The organism is Faecalibacterium longum, assembly GCF_040094125.1.
Lineage (GTDB): Bacteria > Bacillota > Clostridia > Oscillospirales > Ruminococcaceae > Faecalibacterium > Faecalibacterium longum.
On record NZ_JBBNIH010000148.1, the window covers coordinates 13544 to 30104 of the forward strand.

At 60.2% G+C, this 16561-nt stretch carries 18 protein-coding genes; 12 read left to right on the forward strand and 6 right to left on the reverse strand.

Features of this window, described 5'->3' with window-relative positions; all coding sequences use genetic code 11:
- Positions 1–205: 205 nt before the first annotated feature.
- Complete coding sequence (rny, locus tag AAAU26_RS09105) at positions 206–1777, reverse strand: ribonuclease Y (RefSeq protein WP_158395898.1); 1572 nt, start codon at positions 1775–1777, stop codon at positions 206–208.
- A gap of 332 nt (positions 1778–2109) precedes the next feature.
- A complete protein-coding gene (locus AAAU26_RS09110; protein ID WP_227619423.1) occupies positions 2110–3870 on the reverse strand; it encodes a tyrosine-protein phosphatase in 1761 nt (586 codons plus the stop codon).
- A gap of 148 nt (positions 3871–4018) precedes the next feature.
- On the opposite strand from AAAU26_RS09110, the gene AAAU26_RS09115 reads away from it, so the two are divergent.
- Together AAAU26_RS09115 and AAAU26_RS09120 are read left to right on the forward strand one after the other, a co-directional pair.
- Positions 4019–4609 carry a chromate transporter gene (locus AAAU26_RS09115; RefSeq protein WP_227619424.1) on the forward strand — a complete coding sequence of 197 codons (591 nt, stop codon included), beginning with the start codon at positions 4019–4021 and terminating at the stop codon, positions 4607–4609.
- Position 4610: 1 nt separating this feature from the next.
- Positions 4611–5177 (forward strand): chromate transporter, encoded by a 567-nt coding sequence (locus AAAU26_RS09120; protein ID WP_227619425.1) that lies wholly within the window; start codon positions 4611–4613, stop codon positions 5175–5177.
- 38 nt (positions 5178–5215) lie between these two features.
- Here the strand turns inward: AAAU26_RS09120 and AAAU26_RS09125 are convergent, their stop codons facing one another.
- Positions 5216–6049, reverse strand: coding sequence for a Cof-type HAD-IIB family hydrolase (locus AAAU26_RS09125; protein ID WP_227619426.1), 834 nt, complete (start codon positions 6047–6049; stop codon positions 5216–5218).
- A 10-nt stretch (positions 6050–6059) separates the two neighbouring features.
- Positions 6060–7553 carry a GH25 family lysozyme gene (locus tag AAAU26_RS09130; protein WP_227619427.1) on the reverse strand — a complete coding sequence of 498 codons (1494 nt, stop codon included), beginning with the start codon at positions 7551–7553 and terminating at the stop codon, positions 6060–6062.
- Positions 7554–7896: 343 nt separating this feature from the next.
- On the opposite strand from AAAU26_RS09130, the gene AAAU26_RS09135 reads away from it, so the two are divergent.
- Positions 7897–8955, forward strand: a complete 1059-nt coding sequence (locus AAAU26_RS09135) for a PTS sugar transporter subunit IIC (RefSeq protein ID WP_227619428.1) — start codon at positions 7897–7899, stop codon at positions 8953–8955.
- A 40-nt stretch (positions 8956–8995) separates the two neighbouring features.
- On the opposite strand, the gene AAAU26_RS09140 is transcribed toward AAAU26_RS09135, so the two are convergent.
- Together AAAU26_RS09140 and AAAU26_RS09145 are read right to left on the reverse strand one after the other, a co-directional pair.
- Positions 8996–9505, reverse strand: a complete 510-nt coding sequence (locus AAAU26_RS09140) for an NUDIX hydrolase (RefSeq protein ID WP_227619429.1) — start codon at positions 9503–9505, stop codon at positions 8996–8998.
- Positions 9506–9575: 70 nt separating this feature from the next.
- Positions 9576–10166 (reverse strand): RICIN domain-containing protein, encoded by a 591-nt coding sequence (locus tag AAAU26_RS09145; protein ID WP_149795115.1) that lies wholly within the window; start codon positions 10164–10166, stop codon positions 9576–9578.
- Between the two features lie 530 nt (positions 10167–10696).
- Here AAAU26_RS09145 and AAAU26_RS09150 point away from each other — a divergent pair.
- The 9 genes from AAAU26_RS09150 (at position 10697) to AAAU26_RS09190 (ending at position 16518) form a co-directional block, all read left to right on the forward strand.
- Positions 10697–10879 (forward strand): hypothetical protein, encoded by a 183-nt coding sequence (locus tag AAAU26_RS09150; protein WP_015565973.1) that lies wholly within the window; start codon positions 10697–10699, stop codon positions 10877–10879.
- 173 nt (positions 10880–11052) lie between these two features.
- Positions 11053–11541, forward strand: a complete 489-nt coding sequence (locus AAAU26_RS09155) for a GNAT family N-acetyltransferase (protein ID WP_217210938.1) — start codon at positions 11053–11055, stop codon at positions 11539–11541.
- 112 nt (positions 11542–11653) lie between these two features.
- Positions 11654–11956 carry a YerC/YecD family TrpR-related protein gene (locus AAAU26_RS09160; RefSeq protein ID WP_149795117.1) on the forward strand — a complete coding sequence of 101 codons (303 nt, stop codon included), beginning with the start codon at positions 11654–11656 and terminating at the stop codon, positions 11954–11956.
- A gap of 88 nt (positions 11957–12044) precedes the next feature.
- Positions 12045–12596 (forward strand): DJ-1 family glyoxalase III, encoded by a 552-nt coding sequence (locus AAAU26_RS09165; RefSeq protein WP_158395882.1) that lies wholly within the window; start codon positions 12045–12047, stop codon positions 12594–12596.
- Between the two features lie 15 nt (positions 12597–12611).
- Entirely contained in the window at positions 12612–13496 is an 885-nt protein-coding gene (locus tag AAAU26_RS09170; protein ID WP_227619430.1) for a fumarylacetoacetate hydrolase family protein, read from the forward strand.
- 227 nt (positions 13497–13723) lie between these two features.
- Positions 13724–14254, forward strand: coding sequence for a twin-arginine translocase TatA/TatE family subunit (locus AAAU26_RS09175; protein ID WP_158397839.1), 531 nt, complete (start codon positions 13724–13726; stop codon positions 14252–14254).
- Between the two features lie 92 nt (positions 14255–14346).
- A complete protein-coding gene (gene tatA, locus AAAU26_RS09180) occupies positions 14347–14547 on the forward strand; it encodes a twin-arginine translocase TatA/TatE family subunit (protein ID WP_149795121.1) in 201 nt (66 codons plus the stop codon).
- A gap of 3 nt (positions 14548–14550) precedes the next feature.
- Positions 14551–15354, forward strand: a complete 804-nt coding sequence (gene tatC, locus AAAU26_RS09185) for a twin-arginine translocase subunit TatC (protein ID WP_158395874.1) — start codon at positions 14551–14553, stop codon at positions 15352–15354.
- A gap of 213 nt (positions 15355–15567) precedes the next feature.
- Positions 15568–16518 carry an ROK family glucokinase gene (locus AAAU26_RS09190; protein WP_227619431.1) on the forward strand — a complete coding sequence of 317 codons (951 nt, stop codon included), beginning with the start codon at positions 15568–15570 and terminating at the stop codon, positions 16516–16518.
- Positions 16519–16561: the final 43 nt, after the last annotated feature.

Genomic DNA, 16561 nt, shown 5'->3' on the forward strand with positions numbered 1-16561 from the left:
CAAATGCAATGAGCTACCACATTTGCTGCGACGGACAGCGCAAACGAAAGCATTGTATTCATTTATATCACCTCCTCCCCCATTTTATGGAGTCGGATGGCCGACATCTACAGAATACCACAAGTTTCGCCATTTCGCAATGGATCCAATATGCCAAAAGAGCCGCTGTGCATACGCACAGCGGCTCTTTCTATCTTTCGATATTTTATTTTGCGTACTCGACGGCACGGCTCTCGCGGATGACATTGACCTTGATCTGGCCGGGGTAATCCAGCGTATCCTCGATCTTCTTTGCGATGGAGCGGGCCAGCAGGATGACCTGATCGTCGCTGATGACGTCGGGCTTGACCATGATGCGCACTTCGCGGCCAGCCTGCACGGCGAATGCCTGCTCGACGCCCTCAAAGCTGGAAGAGATCTCCTCCAGATTCTCCAGACGCTTCACATAGCTCTCGACATTCTCGCGGCGGGCGCCCGGACGGGCAGCGCTGATGGCGTCGCAGGCCTGAATGATGAAGGCCAGCGGAGTCTTGGGCTCCACATCGCCGTGATGGGCCTCGATAGCGTGGATGACCTGGGTGTTTTCCTTGTACTTGCGGCAGATGTCCACACCGATCTGGACATGGCTGCCCTCGATCTCATGGTCAAGAGCCTTGCCGATGTCATGCAGCAGACCGGCACGGCGTGCCAGCGTGACGTTCACACCCATCTCGCCTGCCAGCAGGCCAGCCAGCCAGGCCACTTCCATGCTGTGGGTCAGAGCGTTCTGGCCAAAGCTGGTGCGGTACTTCAGGCGGCCGATGAGCTTGATGAGGTCGGGGTGCAGGCCGTGGATGCCCAGCTCCATAACAGCGCGCTCGCCCTCCCGCTTCATCTGCAGTTCGAGGTCGTGGCGGCACTTTTCCACCGTTTCCTCAATGCGGGCGGGGTGGATGCGGCCATCGCCGATAAGGCGCTCCAGCGTCATGCGGGCCACCTCGCGGCGGGTCTGGTCGAAGGAGGACAGGGTAATGGCCTCCGGGGTATCATCAATGATAAGGTCAACGCCGGTGGCCGTCTCAAGGGCGCGGATATTGCGGCCCTCACGGCCGATGATGCGGCCCTTCATCTCGTCGCTGGGCAGCGGGACGACGCTGACGGTGGTCTCGCTGCAGTGGTCAGCAGCACAGCGGCTGATGGCCTGGCCGATGAGGTTGCGGGCGATGCCGTCGCAGTTCTCCTTCAAATCGGTCTCGTAGGCGGCGACGCGGATGGCCTTCTCGTGGGTCAGCTCCTCGTCCACCTTGTGCAACAGCACTTCGCGGGCGTCCTCCTGGCTCAGGCCGGCCAGCGTTTCCAGACGCTCCATCTCCTTGGCGCGCAGGGCATCGACCTCGGCCAGATGGGCCTCGGCCTCCTCGTGCTTCTTTTTCAGCTCTTCCTCGCGCTTTTCCAGAGCCTCGGTCTTGCGGTCGAGGGCAGTTTCCTTCTGGTCGATGCGGTTCTCCTGGCGGCTGATCTCCGCACGGCGCTGCTTGATCTCTTTATCGGCCTCTGCCTTCTGGGCATCGACCTCGGCTTTCAGGCGGAAAGCCTCATCCTTTGCTTCCAGAATAGCTTCCTTGCGCTTCTGGTCGGCGGTCTTGATCGCTTCGTTCACCAGCCGGGTCGCCTCGGCCTCGGCGCTGCCGATCTGGGCCTCTGCGGTCTTTTTACGGTTGTTGTAACCAATAAAATAGCCCGCAGCTGCGGCAGCGACAGCAACGATCAATGCCACGATCACTCCGATCACGGTCATTGTTCTTCACTCTCCTTAACAGTCAAATTTTGCTTTAACAGGCAGGAGACGCTGTGCGGCCGAACGCGGGCCAGACATAAATCAAATTTTCAACGCAAAAGAGGCCAACAAGAACAGACGCAGAGAAAAATCTTCCTGTGCGGTAGGTCTGGTGCAGCTTTTCGATTTACAAGATGTGCTTATAAAAACGGGCAGATGAAGCCCCATTGAAATATCTGGTCGCGGAATGTTCCGCCTGCAGCGTCTTAGATTCCATACTACTTCTTATATTACGAAACATTTTGCACAATGTCAAGGAGAAGTAAGGCCGAAAGCGGAAATTATTTTTTTATTTATTCGAGATACATCCGGCGCAGGCGCATCAGGCGGGCCGGAGTGAGGCCGTATTCGGCTTCCAGATAGGCGTCGGCACTGCCATAGCGCTCCCGGATGATGCTCAGCACGAAGGGAGCAGACTCCGGGTGGACGCCGAACACGCCGAGGTAGAAGTCCTTCCGGGCAGGGTCAGCGGCGATCTCCTCAGCGTGCTCGGCCCAGACGGCTTCCAGCTCCGGCCTGCGCCAGATGTTCGTCTTCTCAAAATCTTCGGCGATGGTCTTGTCCGACGCGCCCAGCGCCAGCAGGATGAGCATGGCGGCCACGCCGGTGCGGTCCTTGCCCGCCGAGCAGTGGAAGAGCACCGGCGTCTCACCGGCTTCCAGCGCACGGAACAGCTCCTTGTACGCCTTGTTGCCGAAGAGCATCCGCTCGTACATGGCGTCCGCCATCCGACGGCCCTCGTCGGGCATTCCCTTCAGCAGGTTCTCCCGGTCTTCGGGCGAAAAGTCCACCTCTTTGCCGTTCTCGAGGCAGAGACCGCAGATGCGCACCAGCCGCGCGCCGTCCGGCACGTAGTCGGGCGTCTCGGCCGCTTCGGCCTCGCTGCGCAGATCGAGGATGAGGCGCAGGCCCAGAGAATCCAGCAGCTTCCGGTCAGCCTCGCTGGTGAGTTTCCACGTCGGGATGCCCCGGTAGATCTGGCCCCACTTGATGTGCTTGCCCTCATCGGCCTCGTAGCCGCCCAGCTCGCGGAAGTTGTGTCCGCCCTCAAAGGGCAGCTGAGTGCCGGGGGCAGGATGTACCACGGCGGGCTTTGCCGCCGCGCTGGACAGGACGGGCAGGTTATAGAAGGGCTTCGCCGACCGTCCGCGCCGGGGCGGCAGGCTGGCCGCACCGCCCAGCACCTCCATCAGGTAGCTGCGCAGCAGGTCGATATAAGCCGACGTATGGTCGCGCCGCTGCAAAAGTGAGACGCAGAGGGGCGGCAGGTCTTCCAGCAGGACATCCCGCACCCGATCCAGCTCCCGCCGCGCGCCCGGCTCGTACCGGGTCAGGCAGGTGCAGAGCTGCTCCTGCACGAGGTAGTACGCCTGATAAAAGCTGGGGCCTATCTCAGCGTTGGGCGCAAAGCCCGCCCGGGCGCAGGCCTCCCACAGCGGGGCGAACAGGTCCTGCCGCAGGCTGGGCAGAAGGACCCTCTGGTTCCGCAGCTCGGCCAGCGGCACACTCTCCTTTTCCCAGAAGGGGTGGCCGCGCGGCACCAGCAGGCAGGCCGGGTCGGCCCGCAGGGTGGTGCGGGCCAGCACCGGTGCGGCACAGCCCAGGTCCATCACAAGGCCCGCATCCAGCTCGCCCTGCTCCACGCCCTCGGCCACGGCGTCGTTGTCCAGCAGGCGGAACCGCATCTCGATGTGGGGGTACTGCTGGCGGAACTTGTCCAGCTGGGTCTCAAGGCCGGGCAGATAGTCCGGCACCAGCGAGACACTGATGCCGATGCGCACCGGCTGGGCCGACTGTATCTCGGCGTGGAGCGCCGCCTGCATCTGCTGGAACTGCTCCACCACCGGCGCGGCATGGCGCTGCAGGCTCACGCCCCGGTCGGTGAGGCTGAGCTTGTGGTGGGCGCTGAGGAAGAGCGGCCCGCACAATTCGGCCTCGAGGGCCGAGATGCTCTGACGCAGAGCCTGTCGGGATAAAAACAGGCGCTGGGCCGCGCGGGTGTAGTTCATCTCCTCGCAGAGGACCAGAAAATAATGCAGCTGGCGGATGTCCATCGTTTCCTCCTGAATCTTAGAGTGGTATGGGTAAAGAATACCGCCTTTTGGCCGGATTGTAAAGCCGCTGGAAGCAAAATCCCGCTTTTTCTCCGCTATTGACGTCGTGCTTTCCCGCGTGTAAGATAAAGGAAAGGAGGCTCTGCCCATGAAACATAACACTCCAGCACAGGAGGCCAAAAGCCTCGAGACGCTGTTTTTCACCTTTTTCAAAATCGGTCTGTTCACCTTCGGCGGCGGCTACGCCATGATCGCCCTGCTGGAAGAAGAGTTCATCCAGCGCCGCAAATGGCTGGACAAAGACGAATTCCTCGACATGACCGCCATCGCGGAATCCACCCCCGGACCGGTGGCCATCAACAGCGCCACCTACCTCGGCTACAAGCTGGCCAAAGTTCCCGGCGCGGCCACGGCCACGGTAGCTGTCTGCCTGCCGTCCTTCCTCATCATCTACGCCATCTCGCTGTTTTTCGAGCAGTTCACCCAGCTCACTGTCATCGCCAACGCCTTCAAGGGCATTCAGGTCTGCGTCATCTACCTCATCTTCTCGGCAGGCGTGCGGATGCTCAAAGCGCTGGACAAGTCGCCCTTTGCCACCGGCGTTCTCGCCGCCGTCATGCTGGTGATGGTGGGCCTCTCGCTGGCCGGTGTCAGTATCTCGTCCATCCTGCTCATCCTTCTCAGCGGTGCGGCAGGTGTGGCTGCATGGCTCATCGGCCGCAGAAAGGAAGGGAAGTAAGATGTTTCTGAAATTATTCCTCACCTTCCTGGAGATCGGTGCCGTCTCCTTCGGCGGCGGCTACGGCATGATCTCCCTCATCCGGGAGAAAGTCCTGCTCAACGGCTGGCTCTCTGAGGCCGAGTTTCTGAGCTTCATCGCGGTGTCGGAGTCCACACCCGGCCCGCTGGCTGTCAACATGGCCACCTTCATCGGCGCGTCGCAGGGCGGGGTGCTGGGGGCGTTCTGCGCCACGCTGGGCGTCGTTCTGCCGTCCTTTTTCATCATCCTGCTCATCGCGGCCCTCATCCACGACCTGCTCAAGTACGCCGGGGTCGAAGCTTTCCTCTCCGGCGTCCGGCCCTGCGTCGTGGCCCTCATCCTCTCCACGGCCTTCACCATGGGGCTGAGCACTCTGCTGGGCATCTCCACCGCCGCTGAAACGCCCTCGCCCGCATGGCGGGGCATTGGCATCCTTGCACTTCTGGCCATCATCCGGCTGGTCTGGCAGAAAGCGAAGGGCAAAGCCCCTTCGCCCATCGGGATGATCCTGCTCTCGGCGGTGCTGGGCGCACTTTTATACCAATAAAAAAGAACGGCATCTGAGCTTTTCTCCGATGCCGTTCTCTATTTTGCTCTTCTGAAATCCGATTCACAGACCCGGCCATTCTGGGCCAGAACGCGGCGCAGGACCTGTATCACGCCGGAGCTGGTGTTGGGCGGCGCGAGGAAGGACACCTCCTCCCGGAGGGCGGGCGAGCCGTTCTCTACAAGGAAACCGTATTTTGCCGCCTTCAGCATCTCCGCGTCGTTGAAGGTGTCGCCGAACGCCATCATGCCCTCGGGCAGGACGCCCAGACGCTCCCCCAGCCGAAGCAAGGCCGCGCCCTTGTGGACGCCGGGGTTCATGATGTCCACCCAGTCTGCACCGGCCACCGCCACCGAGAAGCGCCCGCCCCAGACCGGGCCATAAAGCGCGTCGTAGCCCTTCTGGGCATCTCCCTCGGGGAAGTAGATGGTGAATTTATCCACCCGGGCGGTCACGTCCTCCAGATGAGGGACATATTCCACCTTGGTGTAGAATCTCTTGAAGACCCTGTCGTATGGCCGGAACTGCTCCTCCACATAGGCCGTTTCCAGCCCGCAGAGGACGGCGGCGTGGCCCGCGCTCCGGGCCTGCCCGGCCAGCGTGTGCCAGTCGGCAGCGTCCATCTCGGAGAGATACAGGCTCTCGCCCTTCCAGCAGATGGCACCGCCGTTGTCACCCACAAGGATGATGTCGTCCTGCAGGGGCGCGAACATCTCCTCTAAGGTATAGATGGGCCGTCCGCTGGCGGCAGCGAACCGGATGCCCCGCTCTGCCAGAGCGCGGACAGTCTCCGCAAAGTCCGGCGGCAGCTGGCTCTGGTCGTCCAGCAGGGTGGCGTCAAGGTCGGAGGCAATGAGGCGGATGACGTCCATGCGCGCCTCCTCAGCCCACATAGCTGATGTTCACGTCGATCTGTCCGCCATAACCGGGGATGCGGGCGGTGCAGGTACCCTGCCACATATCGCAGGCGATGGGGCTGCCGGCCACATTATAATGGGCGTTCCAGATGCTGTAGCTCTTCAGCCGGTTCAGGTCGATGCGCTTGCGGAACCACAGGGTGGAGGCGTAGACGCCCGGCTGATAGCCCTGGGCCTTGACTTCCTCGCAGAAGGCGATGGCACACTTGGTGCGGTCTTCGACGCCCAGACCGTCGGCACGGCCATTCTTGCCGCCGGAGGCCTCAGTATCGAAGTAGATGGGGTAGTCCAGCTTGCGGCCGTTCAGGACATAGGCGCAGCCCTGCGCTTCTTCCCGGGCCTCGTTCTCGTTGACTGCCTGACTGAAGAAGTAGACGCCCACCTTGAGGCCCGCGTTCCGGGCATTGGTGAAGTGCTGCTCAAACATGGGGTCCAGCACCAGTGCGCCGCTGCCGTAGCCGCGGTAGCCGATGCGGACGATGACGAACTTGACGCCCGCCGTCTTGACCTGCTCCCAGTCGATGTTCGACTGATATTTGGAGACGTCGATGCCGAAGGTGGCGTCCTGCTGGACACCGTTGGCGTCGAAGTAATAGAGCTTGTTGTCGATGGACTGGATGCCCGTGACCGGCTGGTTGGTGTACTGGTCATAATAGTAGGTCTTGCCGCCCACGGTGCGCCAGCCGGAATAGACCGGAGCCGGAGCCGGGGTGCTGCTGTCATCGTCTCTTTTCCCGAACAGGAGGTTCCACAGCCAGCTCAGCAGGCCGTTCTCGTCGGTAAGACAGGCAGTATCAATGTTGCTCGCATCCAGCGTACCCGCATCCAGCGCCGCGCGTATCTCTTCCGGCGTTAGCAGGATGGTACCTTCCTCGGTCTTCACCGGCAGGGTGCTCTGCTCTTCGGAGTTCGTCTCCGGCTCGGCGGGCTGAGACGCTGCATCCTGCTCCACCGGGGCGCTCAGGGGGTCTTCGGCGGCCAGTGCCTCGGTCTCCTTCTGTAAGCGGGGGAAGCCGTTCTCCTGTTCCAGCTCGTCGATGCCGCCCATCATGGGGGCAGAAGGAGCTGTTTCCGGGGCTGCAGGCTCTGCGGCAGTCTCCTCTGCAGGTGCAGCCGGAGCCGCCGATGCAGCGGGCTCTTCTTTCACGCTCTGGCTGGGAGCAGCCGGCTGCGCGGCAGACGCAGCAGTGCTCTCCGCCTCAGAGGATGCAGAGTCATTTTTCGGAGTTTCCGTATTATTTTTCTTCGTTTCCTTTTTGGTGCTGTGGGCCGCATCAGTCTCGCCATCCCACAGCAGAGCCGACGGCTCCACCGTCAGACCCGCAGGCTGGGACGCCAGCAGGGCTGTGGTGCCAAAACCGCCCACCGCGATGGCAAGAGCCATCACCGCCGAGGCCACCATCTGGCCCGCCGCACGGCGCGTCTTCTTTTTTGGTGTTCCTGTATCTTTCTGTCTCATTCCGCTTGCTCTGCCTCCAAGCTGTATTCTAACGCGGCCTCTCGCCGCCAAAAGTGCTTCAAATGCCATTTATACGTCTATAGTATACACCCAACCCCAAGCTCCCGTCAATGTCCTTCGGTGTCTCATGCGGGGCGTTTCGTGGAAGTTTTCCACCACAGCCGACGCTCCATGTTGAAAACGAACCAAGCCGCCGTATTATTGCACCCAAAAGAAAAAAAGATGAGTTCCAAACGGGATTTTTGCGTTTTCCTCTTGCTGTCTTGACACGTGTATGGTATCATGATGGTCATGCAGCTTTTGCTGCACTCTGAACGTGTTAAGACGGAAAGGCAGATTCTTTATGTCAAATGTAAAAGATTTCTTAAAACGCAAGGACATCGTCATCACCCCCCAGCGCTACCTCATCGAGGCGCTGGGCGCGATGGCACAGGGCCTGTTCGCCAGCCTGCTCATCGGCACCATCATCAAGACGCTGGGCCAGCAGACCGGGCTTGAGACTCTGGTGGACCTGGGCGGTTACGCCTCGGCCATGAGCGGCCCGGCTATGGCCGTGGCCATCGGCTGGGCGCTCCACTGCCCGCCGCTGGTACTGTTCAGCCTCGTGACGGTGGGCTACTCCTCCAACGCCCTCGGCGGCGCAGGCGGCCCTCTGGCCGTCCTCATCATCGCCATTGTGGCCGCTGAGCTGGGCAAGGCCGTCAGCAAGGAGACCCGCGTCGACATCCTTGTCACCCCGCTGGTGACCATCTTTGCCGGCGTCGGCCTCTCGATGCTCATCGCCGCCCCCATCGGCGCAGCCGCAAGCCAGGTGGGCACCCTCATCATGTGGGCCACTGAACAGGCCCCCTTCCTCATGGGCATCCTCGTCTCGGTCATCGTGGGCGTCGCCCTGACCCTGCCCATTTCCTCTGCCGCCATCTGTGCGGCCCTCGGCCTGACGGGCCTCGCCGGCGGTGCTGCCGTGGCAGGCTGCTGCGCCCAGATGATCGGCTTTGCCGTCATGAGCTATAAGGAAAACGGCGTCGGCGGCCTCATCAGTCAGGGCCTCGGCACCAGTATGCTCCAGATGGGCAACATCGTAAAGAATCCCCGTATCTGGATCGCCCCCACGCTGGCCAGCGCCATCACCGGCCCTCTGGCCACCTGCGTCTTCCACATGGAGATGAACGGTGCCGCCGTCTCTTCCGGCATGGGTACCTGCGGCCTCGTGGGCCAGATCGGCGTCTACACCGGCTGGATCAGCGACATTGCCGCCGGCACCAAGGCCGCCATCACCCCGATGGACTGGGCTGCCCTCGTCCTCATCTGCTTCGTCCTGCCCGCCGTGCTCAGCGTTCTCTTCTGCGAGATCGAGCGCAAGCTTGGCTGGATCAAGGACGGCGACCTGAAACTGAACTGAGCGTATAGAAAAAGCCTGCCGACAGCAGGCTTTTTCCTGTTTATACCACTCTTTTTCCATCCAGCACCGCCTGCCGGAGGACATCCCCCTCATACACCAGCTTGAGGGAGAACCAGGGATGTTCCTCGTTGAGCAGCTTGAAGAAAATTTTATCGCCCTCCCAGATGGGCAGCTGCTCCACTTTCTCCTTCGGCACCCATTCCAGCACGCCTTCCCGGCAGGCATCGCCCTGTATCATCTCGCCCGTCCACCCGTCGGCAGTGTAGAGGTGGATGAACTCGGTCATATTGCCCCAGATGAAGGTCAGCAGGCCCCGGCTGCGCCAGTGGGTCAGCGTCAGGCCCGTCTCTTCCTTCACTTCACGGAGAAGGCAGTCCTCCGGGCTCTCGAACCGCTCGAATTTTCCGCCGACGCCCACCCATTTGTCGTGGTTGTAGTCGTCCTCCTTCTTCACGCGGTGGAGCATCAGATAGGCGTCGTCCCGCTCCAGATAGCACAGCGTCGTGCTGAAGATCGGGTATTCCGGATTCATAAAGGCCCCAAGATTCATCTTACTTTCCCTTTCTTTTAACAGCAAAGCGCCCCGCAGATGACCCCTGCGGGGCGCTGTTTTTATGCGTTTATGCCTTGCGGCCTGCGCGGCCCTTGCCCGCATTGTTCAGCTTGCGGACGAGGTCGTTCTGGTGTTTGCGCTGGGAGGGCGTCGGCTCCGGATCATGGGCCTCTTCGGCCTTGGCCCGGGTCTGCTGGACGGTGGGGTCCACACGCTCGAGGTTCCACTCCTGATTGCCGCCCGAGACGAAGTTCCAGATCTGCGCCTGCGCACCGTTGGAGGTGTTCATGCCCACAAGGTCGATGTACTTGTCGGCCAGCACGTTGCGGATGCGGGTCCGGCCATTGCGGGTAGGCTCGAGCGCCCAGCACTGGCTCAGTCCGCTGGTGCGGCCCCACTGATGGAGCCAGGTGCCTTCCACCACGCCGCCGAGAGCGAGGTCCATCATTTTGCCGGTAAAACGGTTCTGGATGCGCCAGCGTCCTTCGCCTGCATCCACGAATTTCCACTGCTGCCACGGATGACCTGCGTAGTCCCACAGACGGATCGCAGCGCCGTTCTCCGTGTTGAAGTTCTTTACTTCCAGCACCTTTCCATTGGGGGCCTTGATGAGGTAAAATTCATTTTCTGATAATACGACCTGCGATGCCTTTGCCATAACTGTGTTCTCCTTTCAGCGTAGACTTTTGATGCTCCTATTATAGCGCATTTTGGTTTGGGCAGCAAGAATAGTTTTCCATAATTTTTGTGGATTTCTTTATGCATTCTGCTCGTTTTGCTGAGATCTCCTCACTTTACCCTCCGGCCCAAATTCCACCGCCGGAGCACACTTGTATACATCTCAAAAACGACCCCGCAGCTTTCGTTTTCCACCCTGTTTTTGCTCTAAGAACAGCACCCCCGTTTTCGGCCCGTTTCTGCTCCAAAACGGGCCGAACTGTCCCTGCTGCAAGGCCAATTCAGTGCAGTGACTTCAGTTTTATAAATCAAAGCTCACTTCGGCGCTTTACTTTAATGATAGATATTGCATTTCAGAAAGAGCTTTAATTTGTTTCACGTTTTCTGCTATTGACTTTATTTCAAAACCGATGTATAGTAAGCTTGCAGGGAGCGGAAAGCGCCCCCGTAACAACGAGCTTCAGGCTCCGCATACTGCGGGCCTGTGAGAAAAATATAGGAGGTTTGACTATGTATTACTACATTCTGGGCTGCGGTATCGCTTGTTTGGTCCTGTTCGGCATCAACAGCATGGAGACGGTATGCGTCAAGCCGGCTGAGATGGTTGGCAAGGTCCTGCTGTGGCCTGTCACCCTGATGGAAGCAGTTGTCCGTTACAGCTCCACTCATCACAACTTCAAGGCTGCGCTGTAAAACGCATCACGTCTGAGGACGTCGAAAAAGCCATCAAGGCTGCCGTACTCTTTGCGGGTACGGCAGCCTTTTTGCTTTACACCCGGGGGCCGGATGTGGTACACTGTATATTGTAAAGCGATTTCCCGCCGAACCTTATCGTGCGCAGTTCCGCGCTATTTTTCAGGAGGACTATGAAACCCGATTACAAGCTGGTCGCCAAGGCCAAATACATCCACATGACCGCCGACCTTGCCAGCGAGGTCTGGCACGAGGTCTACAAACGCTATTTCCCCGCAAAGCAGCTGGACGCCCTCATCGAGAACTTGCAGAGCGCCGACTCTATTGAAGAGGACATCGACAACGATGTGAACTACTTCCTCGTCTTCCTCGGCAGCAGCCTCATCGGCTACTTCGCATGGAAGATGGAGAACACTTCGCTCCATCTGCTCCACCTCTACCTCAAGCCCGAATACCGCGGCAAGGCCATCGGCCGGGACATCGTGGCGTCCTGCGAGCGTCTGGCCCGGGGCGAGGGCCGGGGCCGCGTCTGGTGCGGCGTCAATGCCAAGGCCCTGCCGGTGCAGCAGTTCTTCAAAGCCCGGGGCTACCGCTCCCTCGGCCCTGCCGAGAGTGAGGGCGGCATCGAGCGCAACGAGCTGATTTTTGAGCGGATGTTGTAAATTTCCTGCAAAGGCCATTGCATTTTCTTCTCATTTGTACTACACTAAAGTAGTGTATTGAAGTACCCGTCTGCGGGTCCAACATCATTGAATGACCGGGGAGGAACTGTATATGGCAAAGGACCATCCGACCGGAAAATCCGGCCTGTATGCCGCTTTTCTGGAGCTTGAGACGCCCGAGGAGTGCTACCGCTTCTTGCAGGATGTATGCAGCTACGCAGAGCTGAGCGCGATGGAGCAGCGCTACAACATCGCCGAAAAGCTCATGCGCAAGCAGAGCTACACCAGCATCATGGGCAACATCGGCGCATCCAGCGCCATCATCAGCCGCGTGAGCCGTGTGCTGGGCCGGGATGACAGCGTCCTGCGCCGCATTCTGGAAAAGAACGGCGTCTCCGCTGACACCGAAGACTGAATTTCTACTGACCGCTGGCGCACTGCGGGCCGGGGATGCCCCGCCTGCGGTGCGCTTTTTCTTTGATTTATAAAAGGAGTATCTGATTATGAGCAAAGCTGTTCTGTTTTTTGCCGACGGCACCGAGGAGTGTGAGGCCCTGCTGGTGGCCGACCTTCTCCGCCGCGCCAGGGTCGAAGTCATCATTGCGTCCGCCATGGGCCGCCGCGCCCTCGTCAGCAGCCACGGCATCCACCTGAACGCCGACGCGCTGGCCGAGGATGTGGATTACAGCGACGTAGACATGGTCATTCTGCCCGGCGGCATCCCGGGTACGCCCAACCTCGCCGAGAACAAGACCGTCACCGACACCTGCGTTTCTTTTGCCAAGGCAGGCAAGAAGGTCGCCGCCATCTGCGCCGCGCCCAGCGTCCTCGCCAGCCTCGGCCTGCTGGAAGGCAGGAACGCCACCGCCCACGCCGGATTTCAGGACAAGCTGGCCGGTGCCATCGTCCACGATGAGGAAGTCGTCGTAGACGGCAGCATCACCACCAGCTACGGCCTCGGCGGCGCTATCCCGTTTGCCCTCGAGCTGGTGCGCCAGCTGGCCGGCCCCGCCGAAGCCGACCGCATCCAGAAGGCTATCGCGTATCGGCACTGAGAAGGAGGCTTTTCTATGCGTTTCATCACCTGCCGTCTGCCCGACGGCGTGGAAGACCCGGCCATCCTCTCTGCCGATGGCCGTCAGGTCTGGCCCCTGAGCTGGCTGGGCCTTTCTTACGAGACATTGTCCGACGCCATCCCGTTCCTGACCCCGCAGGTGCGGGCCGGGCTTTCGCTGGCCATCGCAGGCATCCCGGCGCTGCCTATTGAGGCCGTCACGCCGGAAAGCCCCATCCCGTCTCCGGCGCAGGACGTCATCTGTCTGGGCATCAACTACATGGCCCACTCCGACGAGGCCGAGAAATACTCTGCCGACGCTTTTGCTACCAAACATCAAGACGCCATCTACTTTTCCAAGCGGGTCACCCGGGCCGTGCCGGACGGCGGCTTCATCGAGGCCCATACCGACCTCGTGAAAAAGCTGGACTACGAATGTGAACTGGCCGTCGTTCTGGGAAAGGACGCGAAGGACGTTCCCGCAGGGCAGACGAAAGACTACGTCTTCGGCTACACCATCCTGAACGATGTCTCCGCACGGGATGTCCAGACCGCCCACAAGCAGTGGTATTTCGGCAAGAGCCTCGATGGCTTCACTCCCATCGGCCCCTGCATCGTCACGGCAGATGAGTTCGACACCTACCCGCCCAAGCTCCCCATCCGGTGCTTCGTCAACGGCGAAAAGCGGCAGGACTCCAACACCGGCCTGCAGATCTTCGACATTGACCATGTCATTGCAGAGCTTTCGCAGGGCATGACCCTCAAGGCCGGCATCATCATCGCCACCGGCACCCCGGCGGGCGTCGGCATGGGCATGGAGCCGCCCTGCTTCCTCAAACCGGACGACGAAGTTCGCTGCGAGATCGAGGGCATCGGAACTCTGACGAACACAGTCCGCTGAGTAGGTTTGCATTCCATTTTGTATTATTTTTCTGAATTTCTACTCATTCGATGCATTTTCGTTTGAATTGCTCTTTTGTTCACGAACAATTCATATTAAATTCATATTTCGTTCATGCATCTTCGGTATATGTATGGCATCAAAGGCGCGGTGCGCGCCGAAAACCCCTGACAGCACACTCCATATCGCCGCTCTCCCGGGCGGCTGAGGAAAGGAATCGGAAGAATATGAAAATTGGTTTTTGGGAACTCGTGGTCATCGTGGTCATCGCGTTCGTCTTCATCGGCCCCGACCAGCTGCCCGTCTACGCAAAGAAGCTGGGCAAGATGCTGCGCGAGCTGAAGAAGTACACCGGCGCTGCCTCCGAGGAGATCCAGAAGAATGTCGTAGAGCCTCTGAACGAGATCCAGGCCCCCCTCAAGGAAGCCGTTGCCCCCCTGACCGACATCAAGAAGGACATCGACAACAGCGTGAAGGACGTCACCAAGAGCTTCACCGGCATCGGCAAGACCAGCAAGGAAGAGGCCGCCAAGGCCGAGCAGGCTGAGGAAGTCACCGAGCTGGAAGAAGTCGAGGAGCTGCCCGAGGAGACCCCTGCCGAGGCTCCCGCAGCCGAAGCTCCCAAGGCAGAGCAGACCCCTGCTGCTGAGCCTGTGAAGGCCGAGGAAAAGACCGACGCCCCCGCAGAGGCAGCACCCGTGGCCGAAGAAGCCGCACCCGCTGCCGAAGCCGCACCTGCCGAAGAGGCAAAGGCTTAATCCCCCCACCGATGCACCCGCGCCCGCGGTTGCCTTATACATTGTAATCAGCCCGCCTCGCGGCGCGGCAAAGTAAAAAGGAGATCATTATTATGCGTATTGGTACTAACGAGCTGCTTATCATCCTGGTCGTCGTCCTGCTCATCTTTGGACCCAAGAACCTGCCGAAGCTGGGCAAGATGTTCGGCAAGACCATGAACAACTTCAAGAAGGGCATGGAGGAGTCCGAAGAGGAGGACGCGACCACTGCCAAGGCCGAGACCAAGACTGAGAAGAAGGACGACGAGGAGTAATCTGTGGCTACGAACGTAAAGCGCAAAAAGAAAGCCGAAGTCATGCCTGACGACGGCAACATGACGCTGACGGGCCACCTGAAAGAGCTGCGCAACCGGCTGATCGTCTGCGCCGTGGTGTTCGTGGCGGCGGTCGTGGTCACACTGGCTTACGCCGACCGCCTCATCGACCTGCTGACCGCCATGGGCCAGGGGTTCTACACCTTCGTGTCCATCGCCCCGCAGGAAAAGCTGATGCAGTATTTCCGCGTCTCCCTGCTGGCGGCTGTGGTCGTCACAGTGCCTGTGGCGCTGTATCAGATGTACGCCTTTGCAAAGCCCGGCCTGAAAAAGAGCGAGACCTTCTTCCTCAAGCTGGTCATCCTGCTGGGTCTGGCCCTCTTTGTGGTGGGCGTGATGTTCGCCTACAAGCTCATGATGCCCTTCATGCTCCGGTTCCTCAGCACCGGCATCGAGGGCGCCGACTACATCCAGACCACTACCAGTATCGAGAGCTATGTCAGCCTCTGCCTGACCATGTTCATCATCTTTGGCTGTGTGTTTGAGATGCCTCTGGTCACCATCATCCTCTCCAAGATGGGCATCGCCAACCCCGAGATCTTGAAAAAGGCCCGGGGCGTTGCCATCGTGCTCATCTTCTTCATCGCAGCTGTCGTCACCCCGCCGGACATCGTGTCCCAGTGCATGGTAGCTATCCCGATGGTGCTGCTCTACTTTGTCAGCATCTTCCTGAGCGGCATCTTCTACAAGCCCCGCTCTGAAGACGGCGATGACGAAGAGGACGCGGAAGAGGAAGACGAGGACTAAGGCTTTTTCATCCGTCACGAAAGCGCACTCTGCTGCTTGCAGGGTGCGCTTTTTTGCGGCCTGTTTTATGCCATTCTGCCAAAAAGGCGCTGTTATTTCCGTCTGATTGCATAAAAACCGGCCCGCCCCCTGCTCTTTTGGCCCGGAGTATGTTATACTGATGTCAAATGATAACCGGCGGGCGACCGCCGCAGAAAAAGGGGTAAATGAGTTATGAAAGAATACGCATTCGGCATCGACCTCGGCGGCACCACGGCCAAGGTCGGCCTGTTCACCACCTCGGGCGCTCTGCTGGAAAAGTGGGAAGTCCCCACCGACACCTCCAACGCCGGTGAGCACATCCTCGAGAATCTGGCCGACGCCATCCACGCCAAGATGGCCGAGAAGGAGATCACCTCCGAGCTGGTGGAGGGCGTCGGCATCGGCGTCCCCGGCCCCGTGCTGGACAGCCGCGTCGTCCCCATCATCTGCGCCAACCTTGGCGGCTGGGGCGAACGAAACGTCTCGGCCCAGCTGTCCGGCCTGCTGGACGGCATGAAGGTGCTGGTGGGCAACGACGCCAACGTGGCTGCTCTGGGTGAGATCTGGATGGGTACCGCCAAGGGCTGCCGCAGCGCAGTCATGGTCACGCTGGGTACCGGCGTCGGCGGCGGCGTCATCGTCAACGGCAAAGTCATCGACGGCGCACACGGTGCCGGCGGCGAGATCGGCCACATCACCGTCAATCGTCACGAGACGGCCACCTGCGGCTGCGGCAAGCACGGCTGCCTCGAGCAGTATTCCAGCGCCACCGGCGTCGTCCGCTGCATGAAGAAGCTGCTGGACGAGAACCCCGACGCAGACTGCGTCCTGCGCGGCAAGGATTTTGAGGCCAAGGACGTCTTTGATGCCGCCCGCAGCGGCGACGCCCTCGCTGCCCGCGAGGTGGATGAGATGACCGACACCCTCGGCATGGCTCTGGCCTCCATTGCCAGCACCACCGACCCCGAGATGTTCCTCATCGGCGGCGGCGTGGCCCGCGCAGGCGACGTCCTCTTCGACCCGCTGGTAGAGCACTTCAAGACCTACGCTTTCAAGTCCTGCCGCGAGACGCCCATCAAGGCCGCAAGCCTCGGCAACGACGCCGGTATTTACGGCGCCGTGCGGCTCATTGTCGGAGAATAAGAGAGAGTATAACAAAAGAGGCACTGCCGCTGGCAGTGCCTCT